We start from the raw sequence: 22,782 nt of genomic DNA, 5'->3' as shown, positions 1-22,782 counted from the left end.
ACGACGGTCACGTCTGCGCCGGTTGCAGATAGACGATCTCCTCTGTGATCGGCGCGTCGTCAATTGGCGGTTCTTGTCGACGCCGCCACCAGATGGTGAACACGACGGCTCCGATCACCAGAGCTGCCAAGGCAGCTACGGCCAGCCAGAACCTCGGCCCGTAGTAGCCGACCAGGACCATGCGCATCGCGTTGCGCGCCCAGGTCAGTGGCATCAGGGCGTGCAACCACCGCAGCGGGGCAGGCATCTGTTCGATGGGATACACCGCGCCGAATGCAAAGATCTGAATCATCAAGGCGCTCAGTGCGATGAACGTTCCGTTGACGGCGCCGAATACAACGGTGAACAGGCGTCCGCAGGCAACTGCAGCTGCACCGACAAGGATCATCACGGAGACCATCGCCACCACGCTGGGTGGGTCCACATCCGCGACGGTCAGCGCAATCACGGACAGTATCAAAGCCGTGACGAGGGTGACGAGTGCCGGAATGCGGTAGCGGCGCAGACCTTCACGCAGCATCGAGCCATGCACTTGCTGTGAGCGTCCGCGACGTGGGCGAACTACGAACCAGGTGAGAATTCCGCAGAGGAACAGGGCCACCGACATCACTGCCGGCACAGCGCCAGGTCCGAATCCGGCCGCCGGGTAGTTGTTTCGAGCGTCAACTGCGACCGGTGCCGACAACAGGTTGGCGGTGGTGGCGCGTTCCTCGTCGGTGAACTGCGGTACCTGGGCGGCGCCGTCGGTGAGTCCCTGGGCCAGCTCGCCCGAGCCTGCATTCAGTTCACCCATGCCGACATTCAACTCGCCAAGACCGTCGCGGAGTTCGACGCTGCCTGCTGCCAGTTGGCCGATGCCGGAGGACAGTTCGTTTGCTCCCGCATCAAGTTGATGCGCACCGTCGGACAGTTGCCCGAGGCCGGTGCTCAATTCGCCGGCGCCGGCGGCAGCGGCGTTCAATCCGCCGCGATAGTCACTAGCCGGATCCGTGAGTTGGCGGGTGATTTCCCGGGCGCCGTCCCGGAGTTGGCTGAGTTGGCCCATCACGTCGTCATCTGCAGGTTGTGCGGTGAGCGAGGTTCGTAACGAGGCGAGCGCGTCGACAAGTCCTGCGGACACGGGGTCTCCCGCGAGCCGTAGTGAATTCGTCAACGTGTCGATCTGACCGACCACAGCACTTGCCGAGTCGGCGACATCAAGGATGGGCGTGGTCACCATGTCGACCACTTCGCTGATCTGGCGCGCCCCGGCGCCCAGTTCGTCCGCGCCGCCCACCAATTGCTGCATTCCGGTCGCGAGTTCCCGAGACCCGGCTGCGGCCTCATCGGTACCCGCGGCGAGTTCGCCCGCTCCCGCCGCAAGTTCCTGTCCGCCCTGGTTCGCCTCGCCGAGACCGGCCGCAAGTTCCGTACTGCCGGCGTAGAGCTGGTTGGTGCCGGCCAGTGCGGCGGCGGAGCCGTCGGAAAGCTGTTGTGCACCAGCGGCTGCTTCTCCGAAGCCGGTTCCGAGTTCGCCGAGTCCCACCAGAACCTGGTCGATGGACTGCTCGCCGATGGATTCGGAGACGGCCGAACGTACCTGCGCGATGATGCTCTCACCCACGGGGCCGGCGACGAGGCTGTTGTAGTCGTTGTAGACCACCTGCAATTGGGCTTTCCGTCCCGAACCGGAAGCCGCACTTGCCACATCGGCGCTGAACGACTCGGGTATGACGACGGAGAAGTAGTACGTGCCGTCGTCGACGCCCGTCTGCGCTTCCTGAGCCGTGACGACCTTCCAGGCGACGTCGCCACTGTCGACCAGCGCGGCCACCACGTCGTCTCCCGCAACGATGTGGGTGCCGTCGAGATCGGTGCCCTTGTCAGCGTTGACGATGGCCACGGGCAGACGGTTCACAGTGTCGCCCGGGTCCCACAAAGCCCACATGTAGAAGGCGGCAATCGAGAGCGGCGCGATCACCAGCACCGCGAGGATCGTGCGAATGACATGTGCACGCCGGGGCGAAGCGTCGTGAGCGGATGTGGACACCATGAACGGCTCGTTTCTCGTGAACCGGAGTGGACGGCGGGGCACTCCGAATGCGCTGGACATACGTCCAGCTCGGTCACACTACAAAGCAATCGAGTTCGGCGTGAGGTTTTCCGCATAATTGGTGCGCAGCCGACAAATCGGCGCTGGAACTGATCCGGGATGAATACGAGGAATAATCAGCGACATGCGATTCTTGGAACTTCGACACGCACAATGCGAGCCCCCGGCTGCGTACTCTCCGGTCTTGGATACGTATGGCGATGTGCAGACCGTCCTGTTGGGAACCGACCCGCTTCCCACGCATGTCGAGTTCGACGCGGTGATCGTCATGGGTGGCCCGATGGGCGTCGGCGATCAAGACGACATCGAGTGGTTGGCCTCCGAGATCGCGTACATTCGTGCGCTCGTCGACGCAGACGTTCCGGTCTGGGGAGTGTGCCTCGGTTCGCAATTGTTGGCGGCAGCGCTTGGTGCTCGCGTGTACACCGGGGCAGTCCCGGAGGTGGGCGTCGAGGACGTCACGTTGACCGAGGCCGGCACACTGGATCCGATCTGGGGGAGTCTGCCCGCCACTTTTCCTGCCATGCAATGGCATTCGGATACTTTCGAGATCCCGGAGGGCGGCGTGCATCTTGCAGGTTCTTCCAAGTACCCGAACCAGCTCTTCCGGTACAAGGAGAGCTACGGCGTGCAGTTTCACCTCGAAGCGTCGTGTGAAGTCGCTCGCGATTGGATGGAGTTGGACGAGTATCGCGAGTCGCTGCTGACTTCGCTGGGCGCCGACGGACCTCGGATCTTCATCGAGCAGTTGGCATCCGCGGAAACCGAAGGACTCGAGTTTGCCGCGACGGTCATGGACAGGTGGCTGAAGTCGATTTCGGCCAGGTAGGCCCGGAGCAGCCGCGCAAGGCTTACGGTGTGGAGAATGTCCGGGTTCTTGTCCGAAAGGATCGGCTATGCGCTCATTTCTGATTCCGGACAGCCAGCGTCGCAGCCTCGAAGAACTCGACGATCGGCTGGATCTCTCCACCGGAGACAAGGCGGCCAAACGTTCCGCGTTCTGGATAATGCTCGTTCTCTCCGGGATGATCGCGAGCGCCGGGGTTGTGGGTGACTCGACGGCCACTGTGATCGGGGCGATGATCGTCGCTCCGTTGTCCACGCCGATTCTGGGGATCGGCCTCGGCATCGTTACCGGTCGGGGCGCGCTCATTGCCCGCAGTGTTGTGTACGTCGCGGGTGGGCTCGTTGTTGTCGTTGCTCTCGGTTTTCTGTTTTCCCTTGTTTTGCTCAACCCGACGAGTGTGCTGTCCAACTCTCAGGTGACCGGACGAACCACCCCGACGTTGACGGATCTCGCGGCGGCCATCGCCACAGGGTTTGCCGGGTCGATCGCGATTACCCGGCGCGATGTCGGTGACGTGCTCCCCGGCGTGGCGATCGCGATTTCACTGGTTCCGCCTCTTGCCGTTGTGGGTGTCTGTCTCGGTTCGGGTGCACCGTCGCTTGCGTTGGGGGCGCTGATCCTCTTTGCGTCGAATGTCGTTGCCATGGTGATCACGGCGACGGTGGTACTGGTGATCGCCGGTTATGCGCGCGAATCAGGGGCAGCTGCCGCGGGACATCGACGGGTCTACCTGGTGTTGGCGTCGGCCCTGGTTGTTGTTGCCATCCCGATGGTGGTGAATTCTCTGGCTTCGTTGTGGGCGAGCCAGATCCATGATGCCGCGGAAGAGTGGCTGGCTGGAGTTCCGGGCGTTCAAGTCGGGTCCGTCACGTGGCAGGCGCACACCGCGGTGATCGAGTACTGGGACCGCAGGATCTGCCGCCTGTCGACGACCTCGAGCGTGCGGTCGACGCGTTGGTGCCCTGGGGTCCGCACATTGTGATACTTCACGCCGTCGGTGCCCGAGTAGAGGCCGCGGAATAGAAGCGAAGTTACGTTCGCCTCTCTTCTGGGCATCCTCCCCGCGAAAGGGGAGCGATGAAACAGTCATGGAAATTGCCGGTAGTCGCATTGGCCTGTGCCTTTGTGCCCGCCGGCGTTGTCACAACAACAGCCCAGGCCTCGCCGTGGGGTTGCAATATCTCGGCGATCTTCGACAAGTCAGGTGGGCCGACCAACCCGATTCCGTGGCTCAACGGAACCGACGGGAATCTCCCCGACATGCAAGGCCGCACGTCTGCGGTCGAATACATCACCGGAGCGCTCAGCCCCAATCAGACGGTCGAACGGTTCAATGTGCTCGGCACCGATCTCGGGATCATGTGGGACAACGGCGCAGGCCAGGTTCTGACGGTCTTCGGCGATACGGTCGGATTGAATTCGGACCCGACGTGCGGCGGCGTTGTGGGTGACTGGCGAAGCAACGTCCTCTTTCGCAGCGCCGACGGCATTCTCAGTGACGGCATGAATATCGACTCCTCACCGGTCGATCGCCCCAATCGCTCCCGCGAAATCATCGACAGCCTCAAAGTCACCGGAGTCGAAACCAGCAGCATTCCTACGACGGGTATCGCGGTGGGTGGCGTGCAGTACGTCAACTACATGTCGGTGCGGTCGTGGGGAGGATCAGGAGAATGGGTGACAAATTTCTCGCAGATCGCGTCCTCCCGGGACAACGGCGAAACGTGGCAGGTGGAACCGGCGTCGGCGCGCCCGAACCTGCCGTTGACCGGTAACGCGAACTTCCAGATGGGGTCCTTCGTCAAGGACGGTGGGTATGTCTACAACTTCGGGACACCGTCGGGCAGGTTCGGCGAAGCGCGACTTTCGCGAGTGAAGGAAGAGTCGATCGTAGACGTCGCGGCGTACGAATACTGGGACGGAAAGGCTTGGGTGCCAAACAAACCCGATGTAGCGACGCCAGTTCTCGACGGCGACGTCAGCGAACTGTCGGTGCAGTACAACAACTATCTCGGAAAGTTCGTTGCGATGTACTCGAACGAATGGGGCGCTCTGGTGTTGCGTACCGCCGACCAACTGACCGGCCCGTGGAGTGCCCCCGACATCGTGATCGAGCCGGGCGCCGTCCCTGGTCTCTACGGCGCGTACATGCATCCGTGGTCTCAGGGGCAGGATTTGTACTTCCTTGCTACGACGTGGTCGGACTACAACGTGATGTTGATGAAAACGACGCTGTAAAAGCGAGTGGCTATCGTTGAACGGTGAGTACCACCGAACAGCTCCCCACCCTCATCTCCGAACTGCGCGACGTACTGGTGGGTCCGCTGCCCGAGATCGGCCGCAGATTCTCGGTGTTGCTCACTGATCTGGTGCCGCACACCGCGCTCGTGATCTTCACACGTGAATGCACCGGCCGGCCACGCAAGGTGGCTGGAGATCCGGCAGTCGTCGATCGAGTCACCATCGCCGAACTTGATCGTATCCGTACCGATCTTGCTGTGGGACAGATCTTTCGGGGGCAACTGGCGGTTGCCGGCCGGGAGCGTGAAGTGGTGGCTGTTCTCGATCGGACAGACACGGTACTGGTCCTGTTGCCGCGCTCGACGGCAACTCGGGCAACGGCGCTCGAGTTGACGGCAGCACTGTTCGGAGTGGTCGCGACCGGCATTCAACTGCAGGTCCGCAATGCCAGCCCGGCTTATTTGGCGGAGTCGCGTGCCGCGTCGTCGGAACGCGCGCGCACGGTTGCCGAGATGACCGAGGTTCACGCGGCGACGCTGGAGACCGTCCTGGCCACATTGCGTTCGGATGATCTCGACGACACTCGGGCGCGAACAGCTGCCAGGGAGACCACGTCGTCGGCGTTGATCCGGTTGCGGTCCGCTGTCGACGTCCATCGGGAACTGGCGGAAGAGGCAATCACCACGGCTTTTGCGCGGATGCGCGGGGAGTTGCGATCACTGCTCAAACACCGCAACGTCGAGTTGGAACTGGTGGAACCGCCGGTCGAGGGGCGTGGGCTTCCCGGTGAAGTTGCGCACGGCGCGCGGGCGGTGGTGCGAGGTGCGGTGCTTGCTCTTGCGGATCAACACACGCTGTCGCGGATTCGGGTCGAGTGGAGCCTCGACGGTTCCGCTCTGTTGATCGACATCCGCGACGACGGGCGAGGCGAAGCCGACGTTGCCGATCTGGAACGCCAATTGCGTTCGCGGGTAGAGACGTTGGGTGGAACAATAGATTCGGAGTCGACTGCAGGTTGGGGCAGCCGGATCAGTGCCACCATTCCGCTCGACGTGGTTGCCGCGACGCCCGTCGACCACACGCTGTCCGATCTGGGTCCGCGAGAAATCGAAGTGCTCGAGCATCTGGTCGCGGGTCGTCGGAACAAGGCGATCTCCGAGCGTCTCGGTGTCAGTGAGAGCACCGTGAAATTTCACGTCGCGGGAGTTCTCAAGAAACTGGGCGTCGACAGCCGCGGTGCTGCCGCAGCTGTAGGCGCGGAAGCCGGTGTCAAACCAGCTCCCTAGCTCTTCGGATAGGTCGGTCAGTTATTTCGGCCAGGGTTCCGGCTCGGGTATTCGGGTTAACCTCGTAGTGCGTTCATATATTGCTATGTGACGACATGTCCGAAAACGCACAAGCCAGGAGCAGAGCCATGCCACAGCAGGTACGCGGCGTCATCGCCCGATCCAAGGGTGCCCCCGTCGAAATCGTTCCCATCACGATTCCCGATCCCGGTGCCAACGAGGTGGTTGTTGCCATCGCAGCGTGCGGCGTGTGCCACACCGACCTCACCTACCGCGACGGCGGCATCAACGACGAATACCCGTTCCTTCTCGGGCACGAGGCGTCGGGCATCGTCGAGAGCGTCGGCGCGGGAGTCACGCACGTCGAGGTCGGCGACTTCGTCGTCCTGAACTGGCGCGCCGTCTGCGGGCAGTGCCGTGCATGTAAGCGCGGACGCCCCCAGTACTGCTTCGACACCTTCAACGCCGAGCAGAAGATGACCCTCGAAGACGGAACCGAACTGACGCCGGCCCTCGGCATTGGCGCGTTTGCCGACAAGACCCTTGTCCACGAAGGCCAGTGCACCAAGGTCGATGCGTCGGCTGATCCCGCTGTTGTCGGTCTGCTCGGTTGCGGTGTCATGGCCGGTATGGGTGCCGCCATGAACACCGGCAACGTCGGCCGCGGCGACTCGGTGGCCGTCATCGGCTGCGGTGGTGTCGGCGACGCCGCCATCATGGGTTCGCGTCTGGCCGGCGCCAATACCATCATCGCCATCGACCGTGATCCGCGAAAGCTGGAGTGGGCCACAGAACTTGGCGCAACCCACACGATCAACGCCACCGAGGTCGACGACGTTGTCGAAGCTGTTCAGGAGCTGACCGGTGGTTTCGGCGCAGATGTCGTCGTTGACGCAGTTGGACGCCCGGAGACGTGGAAGCAGGCCTTCTACGCGCGTGACCTCGCGGGAACCGTAGTGCTGGTAGGTGTTCCGACGCCGGACATGACTCTCGAGATGCCACTTGTCGACTTCTTCTCCCGTGGTGGCGCACTCAAGTCGTCATGGTACGGAGACTGCCTGCCCGAGCGCGACTTCCCGGTCCTGGTCGATCTGTACCAGCAGGGGCGTCTGCCGCTCGAGAAGTTCGTCAGTGAGCGCATCAAGCTCGACGAGGTCGAGAAGGCCTTCGAGACGATGCACCGCGGCGAGGTCCTGCGCTCGGTGGTGGTCCTGTGACCTTGCGAGTCGATCGCGTCGTCACATCAGGTTCGTTCAGCCTCGACGGCGGAACGTGGGACGTGGACAACAACATCTGGCTGATCGGTGACGACAACGAGGTGGTTGTCGTGGACGCCGCGCACACCGCGCAGCCCATCATCGACGCCGTTGCCGGCCGCAAGGTTGTCGGAATCGTGTGTACTCACGGACACAACGATCACGTCACCGTTGCGCCGGAACTGTCCGAGAAGCTCGACGCTCCGATCTACCTGAATCCGGCTGACGACGTCCTCTGGGAGATGACACATCCAGGCGTCAAGCACCTGAGTTTGGAAGACGGGCAGCGAATCTCGGTGGCAGGCACCGATATTCTGGCCATGCACACGCCGGGCCATTCGCCGGGATCGACCTGCCTCTACCTGCCCGAGGCGGGGGCACTGTTCAGCGGCGACACCTTGTTCTCCGGTGGACCCGGTGCAACGGGGCGCTCGTACTCCGATTTCCCGACCATCATCGGATCGATCCGCGACAAGCTGTTTGCCTTACCTGCCGAGACCACGGTTCACACCGGTCACGGTGACGGCACCACAATCGGTACCGAGGCGCCGCACCTCGAGGAATGGATCCGCGCCGGATCCTGACTGCGGCAGAAACGGTCGGTGCGAGCACGACGTGTGTTCGCACCGACCTTCAGGGCGCGTTCCCTGACCGGAACTCGGCGTCACAGAGTCTCGCCGAAAAACTCCATAGTGCGTGACCAGGCGAGTGTTGCAGCGTCGGGGTTGTAGTGGTCGCCGGCGGTGTCGTTGTTGAACGCGTGGCCCGCGTCGGCATACCGGTACACCCGGGCGAGTTCGGAGGTGGCCCCGCGTAATTGTTCGACGCTCTCCGGCGGGATACCGGTGTCGAGGTCGCCGTAGTGACCGAGCCACGGAACCTTCAGTTGGGCTGCAAGTTCGGTCCCGGCAGCGATTCCCGACCATCGTGATTCGGCAACCGCGCCGCCGTAGTAGGTGACCGCGGCATCGACAAGAGGAACAGCGGCGCACCACAGTGACACGGTGCCACCCATGCAGAATCCGAGGGAGCCGACCTTGCCGGCTCCCTCGGACTTGCAGTACGCGACGGCGACACGTACGTCGTGACCGATCCCCTCGCTGTTCAGCGCCATGAGAGAATTCTTGGCCGATGGAAAATCGGTGAAGAACGACTGTGATCCACGGTGGTAGAGGTGCGGAGCAACCGCAAGGTATCCGGCGTCGGCGAGGCGTAACAGGATGCTCTCGATATGAGCGTTGACGCCCCAGGCCTCCTGCAGCACGATCACCGCAGGTTTCTGCGTGGCAGGCGATTCGGGTCGGGCGATGCTCAGCGGTACGTCGTTCACCGTGCTCGAGAGAATGTCCATTCTCCGACTGTAAGCGAACGCTCAGCCCGTCGCAGCGAGCACCTCGGATTGTGCACGTAGCCACTTCATTGCTTCCACGCGGTAACCGTCGATACCTTTGTATTCGGCTATTTCCTGAGGTAGTTCGGTCACTATGGCCGCCAATTGCTCCGCCCATTGTGGGATTGCGGCGATGTCCGACAGCGGGGCCAGGTACGTGCGGATATTGAAGACCAGTGCTCCGGTCAAGGGAAGTCGGATCAGGTGTTCGAGTTCGATGCGGAGTTGGATTCGGCCCCAGTCTTTCTGGGAGATCAACTCCGGCATGTCGTGCATCCACTGTGGCATCGTTTCGAGGCTGGTGTCACGCAACCGGGAACCGACGGCGGAGAACGTCCAGTTCACCCGGCGATAGATCTGGTCTGTTGTCAGCATCCGCATGAAACTCTGGGCTCTGCCGGTCACACCGCCTGCGGTCAACCCAGGTACCGGTACGTGAATCTCGTCGAAACTCATTCCGATATCGAATTTCACGGACCAGTCGGCAGACGAGGTGACCAGTGCGGCGTCGAACCACAATTGGTCGTCGCGTTCGGTGAGCAGCAGAATATCGTCGGGTACCTGGCAACCGATGAATGTCAGTGGGTCTTCGGGAAGGGTGAACAGATCTCCGAGTGTGAAGCTCTGTTCGATCCCCAGTAGCCGATTGGTCCAGCGATAGTGATTGCCTTTGCCTTCCAACAACATCGAAGCCGGATAGGACGCGGCGAGTTGACGCATGAGAAACAGCATGACGTCCCAGCACGCCGGCATCATGTGCGGCAGCATCTGTGCCCGGCCTGGATCCCGATCGAGGATGTCGCGTCGTAGCTGCATCATGTAGAGGTAGTCGTCGCCGAGATCAACGACGTGTTCACCCCATTCGCCTGCCAGAGTTGTCGTCAACCGCGGTGCCGGTTGAACGTTGACGCCGTAGCGAAAGGTTCGGTCTTCGTCGGGGAACGGCCACGGCAAGGTTTTCAGATCACTCACAACTGCACTCCTCGAGTGGAAAGGCGGTGTTACGCGGCGACGGAGCCGAGGTAGCTCCCGTGATGTGAATTTCTGTGTACCCGGATATCGAGTAGTAGTCGGCACGAAGGGCATTCGTGTGCCGAGCCGGGACGGGTCTCGACCCGATGGGTGTGTGCGCAATGTGGGCAGAAGAGCGAAATTGTTCCCGTGCTCGTGACGCTGGATCGCACTTCGCATGGCAGTGCGCCGCAGGCACGTATGGCGGCCAGTGCTTGCATCACGTCGTACTCTGGACCGGCAACGGCAATGCGGGCACCGGTGTGGCAACCTGCCACCGACTGCTCGATGCGCGAGAGATCGAGTTGATCCTGAACGTGAACAGTCACCGATCGCCCGGCGGCGATTGCCTCGGTTGCCCAGTCGATCACGGTGTTTCGACCGTCGGGACACCCGCCGAGTGAGATGAGGAGAAACTCACGCCCGGCAATATCCAGTTCCGGGGCTTCGGTCACGAGCCGACTCCTGCATGCGCGCGCAGCCACTCCATTGCCGGTCCGCGGGTTTTGGTAATCCCTTTGTAGTCGGCCATGTCTTCCGGCAGGTCGTCGAGTACAGCGTGTAGACGCTGAGCCCAGACGGGAACCGATGCGATATCTCGCAGTGGCAGAAGGTAACTCCGGATCAGAAACATGATCGAACCGGAGTTTGCCAAGCGAATCAGGTGCTGTACCTCGACGCGGAGGAACAGTCGGTCGCCGACATCCTCGAGTGGTCCCCGGGCCAGGCTGGTTCGGTCGGGTCCCCACTGCGGATACGTCTCGGTGGAGGTGTCGAGTTTGCCGTCGACGGTCAAGGTCCAGTTGGTTCGGCGGTATCGCTCACCGGGTTCGAGGCGCATGAGAAAACTCTGGGCGCGGGAGACAATACCCTCAGCATGCACGCGAGGTACCGGGCCGTGGATCTGCAGAAAGCTCATGCCGACGTCGAATCGTAAAGACCAATCCGCCGCAAAAGTGACTACACCGGCGTCGCCCCAGAGCTGTCCTTCTCGCTGATCGAGGAGGACGACATCTTCCTGAATCTGGTTGGTGGCAAACCGAAGTGGGTCGATCGGAAGCGTACCGAGATCGCCGACGACAAACCGTTGCTCGGTATCGAGCAATCCGTTTCGCCAGATCCAAGCCGTGCCGTCGCGTTCGAGACTCATGGAGTCCGGATAGCTCTCGGCGAGCATGCGCATGATCGAGATCATGGCGTCCCACTGCGCCGGCATCATGTGGGGCAGACTCTGATATCGACTGGCGTCCGAAGCCAATATCCTTGTTCGCTCGGCCAATTCGTGATGGTAGTTCTCGTCGATCTCGATCGTGTGTTTGCCCCACTCGCCGGCGGCCGTTCTTGCAGGTGTCCCGGCAGGTTCGACGTTGGTGCTGTAGCGGTACGAGTCCTTGGCAAAAGGGAACGGGAAGTTCGCAATTCGAGTGGGCACGTCGAGTAGTTCTGCCGATGCGTTCACAAGTTCAACTCCAATCGTGATCCCTCGGCCCGCGATACACAGGCCATCATCGATGTGCCACGGGATTTCTCCTCGTCGGTCAGATATAGATCGCGATGTGCAACGCTCCCGTCTGTCACAGGTATTCGGCACTCGCCGCATACTCCTTGACGGCAGAGATTGGGGATGGTGATGCCGTGCTGTTCGAGAGTCTCGAGGACACTTGTTCCGGAAGGAACGTCGAATTCTTGTCCGCTGCCGCGCAATGCGACGGTAAACGGTTGTCCGGGGTCCAGTTCCACGCCGCCGAAACGTTCGTAGTGAATGCGGGCACTCGGCCATCCCGCTGCTTTGGCGGCACCCTCGACGGCGTCGATCATCGCGCTGGGGCCGCACGTGTACAGGTGGGTGCCCAGTGGTTGTTTCAGCAGAGCCGGCCCCAGGTGGGCCCACAACTCATGGCGTGAGGAGAAGACGTGCAGACGTGATCCGCACAGTTCGCGTAGTTCGGCCAGGTGCGCTGCGTCGGTTCCCCGCCACACATACAGGACGGTGAAGGATCGACCCCATTGTGCGGCGGCCCGCGCGTGCGACAGTATCGGCGTCACACCGATTCCGCCGGCAACCAGCAAGTGATGCCGTGCCGTGAGTACCGGAGCGAACACACTGCGCGGGCGCGACGTGCGGATACTCGTGCCGATCTCCAAGTCGTGAATCCAGCGTGATCCACCTCTGCCGCCTCGATCCAGCTGGACCGAAACGCAATAGTGATCCGGTTCGAGTTCCGGCCCGGTCATCGAATACGAATTGCGCCGCGGCATTCCCTGTGGTGTTGTACCGCAGTCGAGAACAAGGTGACTCCCGGGCGTGAAGGAAGGAAGTGTTGAGCCGTCGGCGCTTTCGAGGCGGAGAGATCGGACACCGTCGCAGAGCATGGTGGCCTCTGTCAGCACCAAGGTCAACGACTTGGTGTCTGTGACGCCAGGTGCGTCCGTTGTTGCGGTCATCATTGCTCCTCGGCATCGGCCATGAACCCGAGATAGGCTCCGTATCTACGGGATACATGGTGGTAGACAAACAAGTCGGTACGGCATCGCGGACAGGGGCTGAGTGCTCCGACAGGTGTATCTGTTTGGTGAACGTGCCGGCAATGCACGCAGTAGACCCGGCGTTGCGCGTCGCCTGTGACGTACGTCAGGATCTCTGCGGGTATGGCGCCGGCGGCGATTGCCACCGAACGTGCCTGTAGTACTTCGATTTCGGCGCCGATCACGATCAATCGCCAACCCACTCTCGCGGCAGCGAACTCTCGCTGCAACACTGCGGATGTCACGGCGCTCCACTGCGAGCCGAGTTTCAACCAGCTGACCCGGTGGCCGGAGTGCTCTCCGACGACCTGCTGCGCATCGGTGTGTGCGCGATCACCGAAGGAGACGACGGTGAAGTAGCGTCCGTCCGGATCGCTGAGAAGCCGCTCGGCGTCCCAGCGCGGAACGCTGGTCGACCGGGCACAGACACTCACGACGGTTGGCTTACGGTGCGAACGAGCGGTGGCCGACGTAGTAGGCCAGCGCGCGATCGGGGGTGGTGAACCTGATGCGCGAGCCCTTGGGGAAGAAGATCGCGTCTTTGGCCTTCGCGACACTCACTTGGCCGGTGTCGAGGTTTTCGAGAACGAACTCGCCTTCGAGGACCACCTTCATTTCGTCGTATTCGTAGAGGTAGTCGAGTGGAGCGTCGGTCTGGATCAATTCGAAGTAGCCCGCTGACATCGCTGAACCGTCTGGATTGGAATAGACGTCGTCGATGAATCCCTTGGTGCCGGGGTACTCGGATTCGGGCATCTGGGGGAGGTCTGCCCAGAAGTCTGCGGTGACGCGGAACTCTGCCGGCGTGGTGGACGTCGTAGAAATGCTCATCGGTGCTCCTGAGGGAATGGGATGGATGAAAGAGCGTCCGATCGTAGGGATGTGATCGCTGACGTGAAACTTACTGTAATGAGAGGAAACCGATTTTCGGTTACGTGGCGGTAAACAAAATCTCCGTAATCTGTTTCGCTGCAACTTGATTAGAAGTTCACCAGTGCAGGCGGTGCCGTCATCACAACCTCACTTGGGCGTAACGAGATGGACATATCAACCTTGTTTCCTGTTAGATGACAGTGATTCACCCAGTGAAACCGGAATAGCCGACCACGTTGGGTGGAACTAGGGCCCTGCGTGAAACTAGGAGTCTCGATGGCGATCGACACCGCCGAACTGAATGAAACAGCGGCAGAGTTGCATGCAGTGCCCCAGGCAATCCCGGATGCAGTGACAGGTGAGCGCCCGATGGACCTGGCAACGCGAGCGCGGGCCGACGGAACACGATTCATCCTCGCGGTATTCGTCAATCTCGCCGGTAAACCGTGCGCGAAGTTGGTGCCGATCGAATCGGTGGAAGAACTGCAGACAGAGGGCGTCGGATTTGCGGGTTACGCAGCCGGCGCGATGGGGCAGGAGCCGAAGGATCCCGATCTCGTGGCGATCCCCGACCCAACCTCCTACACACCTATTCCATTTATCCGGCCCGGCCTTGCGCTGGTGCACTGCGATCCGCATGTCGAGGGTAAGCCTTGGCCCTACGCACCGAGAGTGATGCTGCGATCCGTGCTCGCGGAGGCAGCGGAGATGGGCTTGGACGTGAACGTAGGAGCGGAGATCGAGTACTTCCTCGTGGACAAGGACGAGAGCGGAGCCCTGCGCACCGCAGACACTCTCGATACCTCACGCCAACCGTGCTACGACGCCCGCGATGTCACCCGCATGTACGAGCACCTGACGTCGATTTCTACTGCCATGAACAAGCTGGGGTGGGGAAACTACGCCAACGACCACGAGGACGGAAACGGGCAGTTCGAACAGAATTTCAACTACTCGGATGCGATGACCACCGCCGACCGAGTGATCACGTTGCGCTACCTGATCTCCGTCCTTGCCGAAGAACGCGGTATGACTGCAACATTCATGCCGAAGCCCTTCGCCGACCGTACGGGGAGCGGCATGCATATGCATCTCTCGCTCTGGCGAGACGGAGAATCGGCATTCCCGGATTCGACGGACGAGCGAGGCCTCGGATTGTCGTCGACCGCGTACTCCTTCATCGCCGGAATTCTCGACCATGCGTGTGCACTCCAAGGAGTGATTGCCCCGACGGTCAACTCGTACAAGAGAACCGGAGCCACCGCAACGACCAGTGGCGCAACGTGGTCACCGCGGCATGCGACGTACGGCGGCAACGACCGCACACACTATCTCCGGGTTCCCGATCGCAACCGCGTCGAACTGCGTGGTGGTGACGGCTCTGCCAACCCGTATCTTGCCGCCGCCGCGACGATCGCAGCCGGTCTGGACGGTATTCGGCGCGAACTGGACCCAGGCGAACCGGGAGGCGCATCGACGTCGGATTCGCTGCCGATGACGTTGCTGCACGCCATGGATGCCTTGGCCGCAGACCCCGTGGTGACCGGGGCGCTGAATTCTGCGGGCGCCGACGTGGCTGGGTACTTCACGACCCTCAAGCGTGAAGAGTTCTTCCAGTGGCACAACACGGTAACTCCCTGGGAAGTGGACAACTACCTCACCGCGTTCTGATTCTCGTATTCCTTCGCAAGAGACAAGGAGACTGCCCATGTGTGGCATTGTCGGGCTTCATCTGAGAGAGCCCTCGCTGTATCCCCGCCTCGGTGAACTGCTCACCGGAATGCTGGGCGAAATGGTGGATCGTGGACCGGATTCTGCCGGTATGGCGATCTACGGAGACCCGACGTGGTCACCGGCCGGGCACAGTTCGGTGTCGGTACTCGGTGCGGGATCAGACGCTGTGTTCTTGGCGGACAGTCTCACCGAGTCGGTGGGTGCTGCGGTGACCGTACTCGAGGCGGATCCCACCACCGTCATCCACGCCGCCGTTCCGACTGACGTTCTTCTGGCGGCAGTCCGTGAGACGCTCCCCGCAGCGGTGATCATCGGATTCGGTGAGGATGTCACCGTTCTGAAGGGAATGGGCAACCCGCTCGAGTTGGCGCGTGGATTCGGCTTGCCGTCGGCGTCGGGGTGGCAAGGTGTTGCGCATACCCGTATGGCAACGGAATCGGCTGTGACGGCGGCAGGTTCACATCCCTTCGCCGTCGGCCCGGACCAATGCCTCGTACATAACGGGTCGTTCTCCAATCACCTGACGATGAAACGTGAACTCGAATCGGAAGGTGTGGTCTTCGACAGTGAGAACGACACGGAGGTAGGTGCGAGGTTCGTAGCCAAGCAACTCTCCGAAGGTGTCGACCTCGAGAAGGCGCTCCGACTGTTGGGTGAGCGATTCGACGGGTTTTACACCCTGCTGGTCTCGACCAGTGATTCCTTTGCGGTAGTGCGTGATCCGATTGCCTGCAAGCCTGCGATCGTCGCCGAGACGGATCAGTACGTCGCGATGGCCTCCGAATACCGCGCACTTGCGGGATTGCCCGGAATCGACCAGGCACACATTTTCGAACCAGAGCCGGAAGAGGTTTACGTATGGCACCGATGACAGCAGTTCCGGTAGATTCCGCACCGGTCACGCTCTCTACCAAATCTTTTGATCTCGATATCACCGAAACCCGAGATTTCAACGCCGCACTTCAGTCCACCGAGGCTCCGAGCAGCGTGAGCGTGAGTCGTCCGGCCGGTAAGCATGCACTCGCGTGCGGATTGAATCAGCCGATAGACGTCACAATCGACGGGCACGTCGGCTACTACTGTGCCGGGATGAATCAGCAGGCCTCGGTGACCGTCAACGGAAACGCCGGTGTCGGAGTTGCCGAGAACATGATGTCGGGGACAGTGCGGGTACGCGGCGACGCGTCGCAGTCGGCGGGTGCGACGGCCCACGGCGGACTGTTGGTGGTGGAAGGCAATGCTGCTGCGCGCTGCGGTATTTCGATGAAGGGCGTCGACATCGTGGTCGGTGGAAACATCGGACACATGAGCGCGTTCATGGGGCAGGCCGGTCGGCTGGTTGTTCTCGGAGATGCCGGTGAAGCGTTGGGAGATTCGCTGTACGAAGCTCGGCTCTACGTGCGCGGAACCGTGGCGTCTCTCGGCGCCGACTGCATCAAGAAGGAGATGCGCCCCGAGCATCTCGTCGAGCTTCAGGAACTGCTGGGCGCAGCCGGATTCGACGCGGATCCACGTGAGTTCACCCGCTACGGCTCCGCCCGGTCGCTGTACAACTTCCACGTCGACAACGCTTCGGCGTACTGAATCTTTTTCTCCGAAGGAGCCTTCCATGACCACTCCGAGCACAACCACACCATGGCTTCGTGAATCCGCGACCTTCGACCGCGGGGTCATCCACGAGATCCAGAGGGCAGCAGATACCGGGATCTACGACATCCGCGGCTGGGGCGCAAAGCGAAAGCTGCCGCATTTCGACGATCTGCTGTTCCTCGGCGCGTCGATGTCGCGGTACCCGTTGGAAGGGTATCGCGAGAAGTGTGACACCGATGTGGTGCTCGGCGGCCGTCATGCGAAGTTTCCGCTGCACCTGGATATTCCGATCACGATTGCGGGGATGAGCTTCGGCGCATTGTCCGGCCAGGCCAAGGAAGCTCTGGGGCGCGGGGCCAGTGAAGTGGGCACATCCACAACTACCGGCGACGGCGGAATGACGCCGGAGGAGAGGGGGCAGTCCAAGAATCTGGTGTACCAGTACCTACCGTCGCGTTACGGCATGAACCCGGACGATCTTCGGAAGGCGGATGCCATCGAGATCGTGCTCGGTCAGGGCGCCAAGCCTGGCGGCGGCGGAATGCTGTTGGGACAGAAGATCACCGAGCGTGTTGCCGGAATGCGAACGCTGCCGATGGGGGTGGACCAGCGAAGCGCCTGCCGCCATCCGGACTGGACTGGCCCTGACGACTTGGCGATCAAGATCATCGAATTGCGTGAGATCACGGGTTGGGAGAAGCCGATCTACGTCAAGGTGGGCGCAACACGCACCTACTACGACGTGAAACTTGCCGTGAAAGCCGGCGCCGATGTCGTGGTGGTGGACGGTATGCAGGGTGGGACGGCTGCCACTCAGGACGTGTTCATCGAACACGTCGGAATTCCCACGCTGGCCGCGATTCCACAAGCAGTACAGGCGTTGCAGGAGATGGGCGTTCATCGTGGGAGCGGTGACGGTTCGGTGCAGTTGATCGTCTCCGGCGGAATCCGAAGCGGCGCAGATGTTGCCAAGGCGATGGCGTTGGGCGCAGACGCTGTTGCCATCGGGACAGCGGCACTCATTGCGCTGGGCGACAACCACCCCCGGTTTGCGGAGCAGTACGCGGAGATCGGATCTGCTCCCGGGTTCTACGATGATTTTCAGGCGGGGCGTGATCCGGCCGGAATCACCACTCAGGATCCAGAGTTGGCAAAGAACCTCGATCCGGTTGACGCCGGTCGACGCCTCGCGAACTACTTGCGGGTTCTGACGATGGAAGCACAGACCCTGGCGCGGGCCTGCGGCAAATCGCACCTCCGCAATCTCGAACCGCAGGATCTGGTTGCGTTGACAGTGGAGGCCTCGGCAATGGCTCGGGTGCCGCTAGCCGGCACCACCTGGATCCCCGGGGCGATGTAACACGAATGTAAGCCACACAATCAGTGACGGCGCGTCTACTCCCAGTAGACGCGCCGTTAGGCTTGTGCCTATGACGACGTCGAAGCGCAGTGTCCACCGAGACACGGGAGACCCGGCACCGGAGCAGCGCGAAGTTCCTGCGGACACTCCGACCGGCCTCGACCTCGAGAAGGTGATCGCAGCCCAGGTGCGCAAGCTCCGGTTGGCCAGTGGTCTGTCGGTCGGGGACATGGCTACGAGAGTCGGGATCTCGAAGGCGATGCTGTCCAAGATCGAGAATGCCCAGACGTCTTGCAGCCTCTCCACCCTGGCCCGCCTCGCGGCCGGTCTCGACGTGCCGGTCACCTCTCTCTTCCGCGGAGCCGATGCCAAGCGGGACGCGGTCTTCGTCGAAGCCGGCCACGGTGCGGAGATCGTCGGCCGCGGCACCCGGGTCGGGCACCATTACGAACTGCTCGGTGCGTTGCGCGGGCAGAACAAACGACTCGAACCCGTTCTTGTCACGTTGACCGACGCCAGTGAAGTGTTTCCGCTCTTTCAGCATCCCGGTACCGAACTGCTGTACATGCTCGAAGGTGAAATGATCTACGGCCATGGCGACTCGGAGTATCACTTGCGTCCAGGAGACTCGCTCCTGCTCGACGGTGAGGGGCTGCACGGACCGAACGAGTTGGTGCAGTTGCCTATTCGCTTCCTGGCAGTGACTGCCTACCCTGACAATCACCAAGGCTGAACAGCAGTGTGCCCCTGCGCTCGATGTCGAGAGCAGGGGCACACTTCGGGACGTCTGCGAGACTACGAACTGCTTTCTACTGCGGTTGCAGCTTTGGTGGTCATGGATTCGGCGGCAACAGATACCGCGTCGGGTTGGTGCTTCGTGGAACTGGTCATCGAGACGGAATCCATGACGTACGCGGTTTCGCCGTGAACAGCCACGTCGAGGCCCTCGTACTCGGTTTCCGGGTTGACACGTAGGCCCATCGCGAGGTCGATGCCCTTTGCGATGATGAACGTGACGATAAACGAGTAGGCGACCACAGCGGCCACTGCCACGCTCTGCTTGCCCAGTAGCTCGAGGCCACCCCCGTAGAACAGTCCCTGAGCGCCGCTGGGCGCCTCGGGTACGGCGAGCAAACCGACAAGCAGAGTGCCGAGGATGCCACCGACGAGGTGGATCCCGACCACGTCGAGTGCGTCGTCGTAGCCGAGCTTGAACTTGAACGAAATGGCGAAGCAGCACAACGCGCCTGCTGCTGCACCGACGATCAACGCACCCATCGGTGAGACTGCACCACACGCAGGGGTGATGGCGACCAGAGCCGCGATCAGCCCGGAAGCAGCGCCGAGCGTCGTAGCATGACCCTCGCGGAACTTTTCGACGACGAGCCAGGCACAGATGCCGGCACACGCGGCGGCGACGGTATTCAAGATGACTACCGACGCATTGTTGTTGGCAGCCAGTGCAGAACCGCCGTTGAACCCGAACCAGCCGAAGAACAGGATGCCGGCGCCGAGGATGGTCAGTGGAACGCTGTGCGGCCGTGGCGCGTTCGGGAATGTACGACGCTTACCGAGTACCAGGATCACCGCGAGTGCGGCGATACCGGCATTGATGTGCACAGCGGTTCCACCCGCGAAGTCCACTGCGGCAAGTTTATTGGCGATCCAGCCGCCGACGACGCTGCCGTCGGCGGAGTCGAAGGCAAATACCCAATGCGCAACCGGGAAGTACACGAGAGTGGCCCAGATCCCGGCAAAGATCATCCAGGCGCCGAACTTGAGGCGGTCGGCAAACGCTCCTGAGATCAGTGCGACGGTGATGCCGGCGAATAGAAGCTGGAATCCTGCCACCAATGCGGGCGGCAGTGCGGGTTCGGCGGGTGCTTCGAGAAGCTGCCCCAAACCGATGTATTCGAGTGGGTCGCCGAGTAATCCGAGTCCGCCCAGTGAATTGCCGAGGACTGCGGAGTATCCGAAGATGATCCAGAGAACGCCGACAACGGCAAAGCCGCCGAAGGTCATCATGACCATATTGAGAGTGCTTCGGACACTGACCATTCCGCCGTAGAACAGGGCCAGTCCGGGAACCATGAGAGATACGGCAGTGAATGCAGCCAAGATCCACGCGGTATCTGCGGCAATGATTGCCTGATCCATATGTGTCCACCTTGTTGAGTCCGGAGTGATCGCCGTTCGATTGCGACGTGTGTTCGGCGATGTGTCTTATGCGGTGAATCACCGTCACCCGAGAGTGGACTGGTTGTGTAAGGCCTGCAAGTGGGGCAGGTGAACACTGTGTAAATGCCGGTGCGAAGGGGCATCGGTATCGGTGCTGCACAAAGAGATGGTGACCACCGAATGGCGATCACCATCAAAGACATCGTATTCGGACCCTGGACCTCGCCTCCTTCTACCGTGTACGACGTGCGGGTAGTTGATCAGCGATTGGAGTCGTGCTCACGCGTCGGGTTGATCATCGTCTGTTCGGAATCTCCCGCTCGGCTGATTTCGATGCGTCGAGGCTTTGCCTGCTCGGCAATCGGAATCGTGACGGACAGAACGCCGTTGTTGTACGTCGCGGAAATTCGGTCGGCATCGATGTTCTCGCCGAGTGCCAGTTGCCGCCGGTAGCTTCCGGCGAACCTCTCCGAAGCGAGCCACTGCATGTTTTCGTCCGACGATGCAGTACGCGTGGCAGAGAGCGTCAGCATTCCGTGATCGACACTCACGTCGACGGTTCCTGGATCTACTCCGGGAAGATCGGCGTTGAGTACGTAGTGATCGTTGACCCGGTAGAGGTCCATCGGCATGAAACGAGGAACTCGGCCGGCGCCTACGTCTGCGCCGAGCAGCGACTTCGCGATCGAATCGATATCACTGAACGGATCGAAGCGAAGCACAGCAACTCACCTCCCATGTTTCCCATGGTCGCAGTCCCTGTGACAGCAACCGAAATCACTGTGCACCAGCAAGATTAGCACTCGAAGTAGTCGAGTGCCAGACACGTGAGGTCGGCTACTCCAGTGACGTGTGTGACCCAGCGAGGTCGATGTGGCAGGTGGTCGGTAAAGCGGGTGCCGATCCGTAAGGTTGCCTTATGACTCCTCGCACCGAGAACATCACGGGACCAGTAGCCCTGACGAGCGCTGACGTCGAGGCCGCCCGCGAGCGGATCGACGGGTTGGCTCGACGGACTCCGATCTTTCGCACCACGGTCCCGACACCGCACGGAGACGTTGCGGTCATGTTCAAGCTCGAGTACCTCCAACACGGCGGGTCGTTCAAGGTGCGCGGCAGTTTCAACGCGATCGAGCGGGCAGCTGCTGACGGCACGATGCCCAGTGCGGGGGTGGTGATCGCGTCGGGTGGAAACGCGGCTATCGGAGCTGCATGGGCGTCGCGTCGCCGGGGGTTGGGGTGCACCGTGGTCGTGCCGGAAACTGCGCCCGATGCAAAAGTTGCGGCGCTCGGCGCGTTGGGGGCAACGGTCGAAAAGGTGGGCGATCGGTATGTTCTCGCGGCAGCAGCAGCGACCGAGATTGCCTTGTCGAGCGGGGCTTTGGAGCTACACGCCTACGATCTTCCCGACATTGTGGCTGGTGCCGGAACCATCGCGCTCGAGGTCGCGGAGGAAGCGAGCGGGCCGATAACGTACTGCATCGCTGTGGGCGGCGGTGGACTGGTCTCGGGGATCGCTGCCGCAGCGCGGCCAGAGGATCGAGTTGTTGCGGTAGAGCCGATCGGTGCCGCCACGTTGCATGCTGCGCTGGAAGCCGGACATCCTGTTGATATCGAGTTGGACAGCATTGCATCCGATTCCCTCGGAGCGTCGCGCGTAGGCGCAATAGCCTGGGCGACTGTCACCGACAACGCGGTAGACAGTGTTGTCGTAGATGACGATTCGATCGTTCGGGCTAGATCTTTTCTGTGGCGCGAGTTTCGGATACTCGTGGAGTTGGGTACCGCCGCAGCGCTGGTTCCGGTGTTGGACGGCACGGTTTCACCGCCGCGAGACGGTGAGCTGTGTGTCGTTCTGTGTGGCGCCAACGTAAGTCTGGGGGACATGGGCGTGTGAGAAATCTGCTGGTGGGTACTGCTTTCAGTATGAGTACCAGCAGTGTTATCTGGACAATTGTAGTTGTGGTCGTTGTGATTGTGGTCGTTGCGCTTCTGGTGTGGACGGCTCGCAACAAACGTAACGAGCGGCGCCACCTCGAGGCCGAGGCGATTCGCAAGGACGTGGCGGAGTCGTCGTTCGAAGTAGGCCAGCGTGAGGCCAAGGCCAAGGAAAGTGAGGCGAAGGCTCGCATGGTGCAAGCCGAGGCCGATGCCAAAGCTGCGGAAGCATCTGCCCTGCAACAGCATGCGGCGCAGCATCGGCGGGACGTAGCAAGCTCGAAGGATGAGTTGAACGAGAAGCGGGATCAGGCGGACACCATCGATCCGGCCACGCCGAACCCGGAGAAGCCACAACCGAAGAACGAGTGAGTCTGCGAAGTTTTACTTCGCCGTCACACTCTTGGTTTCATTTTATGAAACACTGTCTCTTGTTGAGAAACTCGAGACGGGAGTAAGT

The 22,782-nt window shown here is 61.5% G+C and carries 22 protein-coding genes and 1 pseudogene; 13 read left to right on the top strand and 10 right to left on the bottom strand.

Annotated elements, in window-relative coordinates:
- Positions 1–7: 7 nt before the first annotated feature.
- Positions 8–2,032 carry a YhgE/Pip domain-containing protein gene (locus tag C7T36_RS11405; protein ID WP_045065446.1) on the bottom strand — a complete coding sequence of 675 codons (2,025 nt, stop codon included), beginning with the start codon at positions 2,030–2,032 and terminating at the stop codon, positions 8–10.
- A 244-nt stretch (positions 2,033–2,276) separates the two neighbouring features.
- Here C7T36_RS11405 and C7T36_RS11400 point away from each other — a divergent pair, with 244 nt between their 5' ends.
- From C7T36_RS11400 to C7T36_RS11375, 6 genes and pseudogenes are all read left to right on the top strand, one after another.
- Positions 2,277–2,921: a type 1 glutamine amidotransferase gene (locus tag C7T36_RS11400; RefSeq protein WP_239654639.1), complete on the top strand. Its 645-nt coding sequence runs from the start codon at positions 2,277–2,279 to the stop codon at positions 2,919–2,921.
- 67 nt (positions 2,922–2,988) lie between these two features.
- Positions 2,989–3,962, top strand: a pseudogene (locus C7T36_RS11395) (TIGR00341 family protein).
- A 54-nt stretch (positions 3,963–4,016) separates the two neighbouring features.
- Entirely contained in the window at positions 4,017–5,177 is a 1,161-nt protein-coding gene (locus C7T36_RS11390; RefSeq protein WP_033233615.1) for a DUF4185 domain-containing protein, read from the top strand.
- Between the two features lie 23 nt (positions 5,178–5,200).
- Positions 5,201–6,466: a response regulator transcription factor family protein gene (locus C7T36_RS11385; protein ID WP_045065441.1), complete on the top strand. Its 1,266-nt coding sequence runs from the start codon at positions 5,201–5,203 to the stop codon at positions 6,464–6,466.
- A 128-nt stretch (positions 6,467–6,594) separates the two neighbouring features.
- Positions 6,595–7,683: an S-(hydroxymethyl)mycothiol dehydrogenase gene (locus C7T36_RS11380; protein WP_033233613.1), complete on the top strand. Its 1,089-nt coding sequence runs from the start codon at positions 6,595–6,597 to the stop codon at positions 7,681–7,683.
- A complete protein-coding gene (locus C7T36_RS11375; protein ID WP_045065438.1) occupies positions 7,680–8,306 on the top strand; it encodes an MBL fold metallo-hydrolase in 627 nt (208 codons plus the stop codon). Before C7T36_RS11380 ends, C7T36_RS11375 begins: the two co-directional genes overlap by 4 nt.
- A gap of 80 nt (positions 8,307–8,386) precedes the next feature.
- Here the strand turns inward: C7T36_RS11375 and C7T36_RS11370 are convergent, their stop codons facing one another.
- The 7 genes from C7T36_RS11370 to C7T36_RS11340 are packed head-to-tail and all read right to left on the bottom strand — an operon-like array spanning position 8,387 to position 13,480.
- The gene (locus C7T36_RS11370; protein WP_045065437.1) at positions 8,387–9,073 is read right to left on the bottom strand and encodes a dienelactone hydrolase family protein; all 687 of its coding nucleotides are present in this window, start codon (positions 9,071–9,073) and stop codon (positions 8,387–8,389) included.
- Positions 9,074–9,094: 21 nt separating this feature from the next.
- A complete protein-coding gene (locus C7T36_RS11365; protein WP_045065436.1) occupies positions 9,095–10,084 on the bottom strand; it encodes a DUF3445 domain-containing protein in 990 nt (329 codons plus the stop codon).
- 29 nt (positions 10,085–10,113) lie between these two features.
- The gene (locus tag C7T36_RS29835) at positions 10,114–10,578 is read right to left on the bottom strand and encodes a dimethylamine monooxygenase subunit DmmA family protein (protein WP_045065434.1); all 465 of its coding nucleotides are present in this window, start codon (positions 10,576–10,578) and stop codon (positions 10,114–10,116) included.
- Entirely contained in the window at positions 10,575–11,582 is a 1,008-nt protein-coding gene (locus C7T36_RS11355; RefSeq protein ID WP_045065431.1) for a DUF3445 domain-containing protein, read from the bottom strand. Before C7T36_RS11355 ends, C7T36_RS29835 begins: the two co-directional genes overlap by 4 nt.
- Complete coding sequence (locus C7T36_RS11350) at positions 11,579–12,571, bottom strand: PDR/VanB family oxidoreductase (protein WP_084702512.1); 993 nt, start codon at positions 12,569–12,571, stop codon at positions 11,579–11,581. Before C7T36_RS11350 ends, C7T36_RS11355 begins: the two co-directional genes overlap by 4 nt.
- Complete coding sequence (locus C7T36_RS11345) at positions 12,568–13,083, bottom strand: dimethylamine monooxygenase subunit DmmA family protein (protein ID WP_045065426.1); 516 nt, start codon at positions 13,081–13,083, stop codon at positions 12,568–12,570. Before C7T36_RS11345 ends, C7T36_RS11350 begins: the two co-directional genes overlap by 4 nt.
- Positions 13,084–13,093: 10 nt before the next feature.
- The gene (locus C7T36_RS11340; RefSeq protein ID WP_045065424.1) at positions 13,094–13,480 is read right to left on the bottom strand and encodes an ethanolamine utilization protein; all 387 of its coding nucleotides are present in this window, start codon (positions 13,478–13,480) and stop codon (positions 13,094–13,096) included.
- 318 nt (positions 13,481–13,798) lie between these two features.
- On the opposite strand from C7T36_RS11340, the gene glnT reads away from it, so the two are divergent.
- The 5 genes from glnT to C7T36_RS11315 all read left to right on the top strand — a co-directional run bounded on the left by glnT (position 13,799) and on the right by C7T36_RS11315 (position 18,939).
- A complete protein-coding gene (glnT, locus tag C7T36_RS11335) occupies positions 13,799–15,193 on the top strand; it encodes a type III glutamate--ammonia ligase (protein ID WP_045065421.1) in 1,395 nt (464 codons plus the stop codon).
- Positions 15,194–15,230: 37 nt separating this feature from the next.
- The gene (locus C7T36_RS11330) at positions 15,231–16,127 is read left to right on the top strand and encodes a glutamine amidotransferase family protein (protein ID WP_045065419.1); all 897 of its coding nucleotides are present in this window, start codon (positions 15,231–15,233) and stop codon (positions 16,125–16,127) included.
- Positions 16,115–16,840 (top strand): protein glxC, encoded by a 726-nt coding sequence (locus C7T36_RS11325; protein ID WP_084702509.1) that lies wholly within the window; start codon positions 16,115–16,117, stop codon positions 16,838–16,840. The genes C7T36_RS11330 and C7T36_RS11325 overlap by 13 nt, the downstream gene beginning before the upstream one ends.
- A 25-nt stretch (positions 16,841–16,865) precedes the next feature.
- A complete protein-coding gene (locus C7T36_RS11320; RefSeq protein WP_045065417.1) occupies positions 16,866–18,206 on the top strand; it encodes an FMN-binding glutamate synthase family protein in 1,341 nt (446 codons plus the stop codon).
- Positions 18,207–18,276: 70 nt separating this feature from the next.
- Positions 18,277–18,939: an XRE family transcriptional regulator gene (locus C7T36_RS11315; RefSeq protein WP_045065415.1), complete on the top strand. Its 663-nt coding sequence runs from the start codon at positions 18,277–18,279 to the stop codon at positions 18,937–18,939.
- A gap of 62 nt (positions 18,940–19,001) precedes the next feature.
- Here C7T36_RS11315 and C7T36_RS11310 read toward each other — a convergent pair whose 3' ends face one another.
- Together C7T36_RS11310 and C7T36_RS11305 are read right to left on the bottom strand one after the other, a co-directional pair.
- Entirely contained in the window at positions 19,002–20,363 is a 1,362-nt protein-coding gene (locus C7T36_RS11310; protein ID WP_033233600.1) for an ammonium transporter, read from the bottom strand.
- A 281-nt stretch (positions 20,364–20,644) separates the two neighbouring features.
- Positions 20,645–21,106: an Hsp20/alpha crystallin family protein gene (locus C7T36_RS11305; RefSeq protein WP_033233599.1), complete on the bottom strand. Its 462-nt coding sequence runs from the start codon at positions 21,104–21,106 to the stop codon at positions 20,645–20,647.
- A gap of 197 nt (positions 21,107–21,303) precedes the next feature.
- Here C7T36_RS11305 and C7T36_RS11300 point away from each other — a divergent pair, with 197 nt between their 5' ends.
- Both C7T36_RS11300 and C7T36_RS11295 read left to right on the top strand, forming a co-directional pair.
- Complete coding sequence (locus C7T36_RS11300) at positions 21,304–22,281, top strand: serine/threonine dehydratase (RefSeq protein ID WP_045065413.1); 978 nt, start codon at positions 21,304–21,306, stop codon at positions 22,279–22,281.
- Between the two features lie 29 nt (positions 22,282–22,310).
- A complete protein-coding gene (locus C7T36_RS11295) occupies positions 22,311–22,694 on the top strand; it encodes a hypothetical protein (RefSeq protein WP_033233856.1) in 384 nt (127 codons plus the stop codon).
- Positions 22,695–22,782 lie beyond the last annotated feature (88 nt).

It is taken from the genome of Rhodococcus sp. AD45-ID (assembly GCF_003023755.1).
GTDB lineage: Bacteria > Actinomycetota > Actinomycetes > Mycobacteriales > Mycobacteriaceae > Rhodococcus_F > Rhodococcus_F globerula.
The sequence above is the reverse complement of the archived record's forward strand: the minus strand, read 5'-3'. Positions and strand labels throughout refer to the sequence as shown.

Coding starts and splice junctions, on each gene's coding strand:
- C7T36_RS11300 (WP_045065413.1), top strand. CDS start 21,304: ATGACTCCTCGCACCGAGAACATCACGGGACCAGTAGCCCTGACGAGC.
- C7T36_RS11315 (WP_045065415.1), top strand. CDS start 18,277: ATGACGACGTCGAAGCGCAGTGTCCACCGAGACACGGGAGACCCGGCA.
- C7T36_RS11390 (WP_033233615.1), top strand. CDS start 4,017: ATGAAACAGTCATGGAAATTGCCGGTAGTCGCATTGGCCTGTGCCTTT.
- C7T36_RS11340 (WP_045065424.1), bottom strand. CDS start 13,480: ATGAGCATTTCTACGACGTCCACCACGCCGGCAGAGTTCCGCGTCACC.
- C7T36_RS11380 (WP_033233613.1), top strand. CDS start 6,595: ATGCCACAGCAGGTACGCGGCGTCATCGCCCGATCCAAGGGTGCCCCC.
- C7T36_RS11330 (WP_045065419.1), top strand. CDS start 15,231: ATGTGTGGCATTGTCGGGCTTCATCTGAGAGAGCCCTCGCTGTATCCC.
- C7T36_RS11370 (WP_045065437.1), bottom strand. CDS start 9,073: ATGGACATTCTCTCGAGCACGGTGAACGACGTACCGCTGAGCATCGCC.
- C7T36_RS11320 (WP_045065417.1), top strand. CDS start 16,866: ATGACCACTCCGAGCACAACCACACCATGGCTTCGTGAATCCGCGACC.
- C7T36_RS11405 (WP_045065446.1), bottom strand. CDS start 2,032: ATGGTGTCCACATCCGCTCACGACGCTTCGCCCCGGCGTGCACATGTC.
- C7T36_RS11325 (WP_084702509.1), top strand. CDS start 16,115: ATGGCACCGATGACAGCAGTTCCGGTAGATTCCGCACCGGTCACGCTC.
- C7T36_RS11295 (WP_033233856.1), top strand. CDS start 22,311: ATGAGTACCAGCAGTGTTATCTGGACAATTGTAGTTGTGGTCGTTGTG.
- C7T36_RS11310 (WP_033233600.1), bottom strand. CDS start 20,363: ATGGATCAGGCAATCATTGCCGCAGATACCGCGTGGATCTTGGCTGCA.
- glnT (WP_045065421.1), top strand. CDS start 13,799: ATGGCGATCGACACCGCCGAACTGAATGAAACAGCGGCAGAGTTGCAT.
- C7T36_RS11350 (WP_084702512.1), bottom strand. CDS start 12,571: ATGATGACCGCAACAACGGACGCACCTGGCGTCACAGACACCAAGTCG.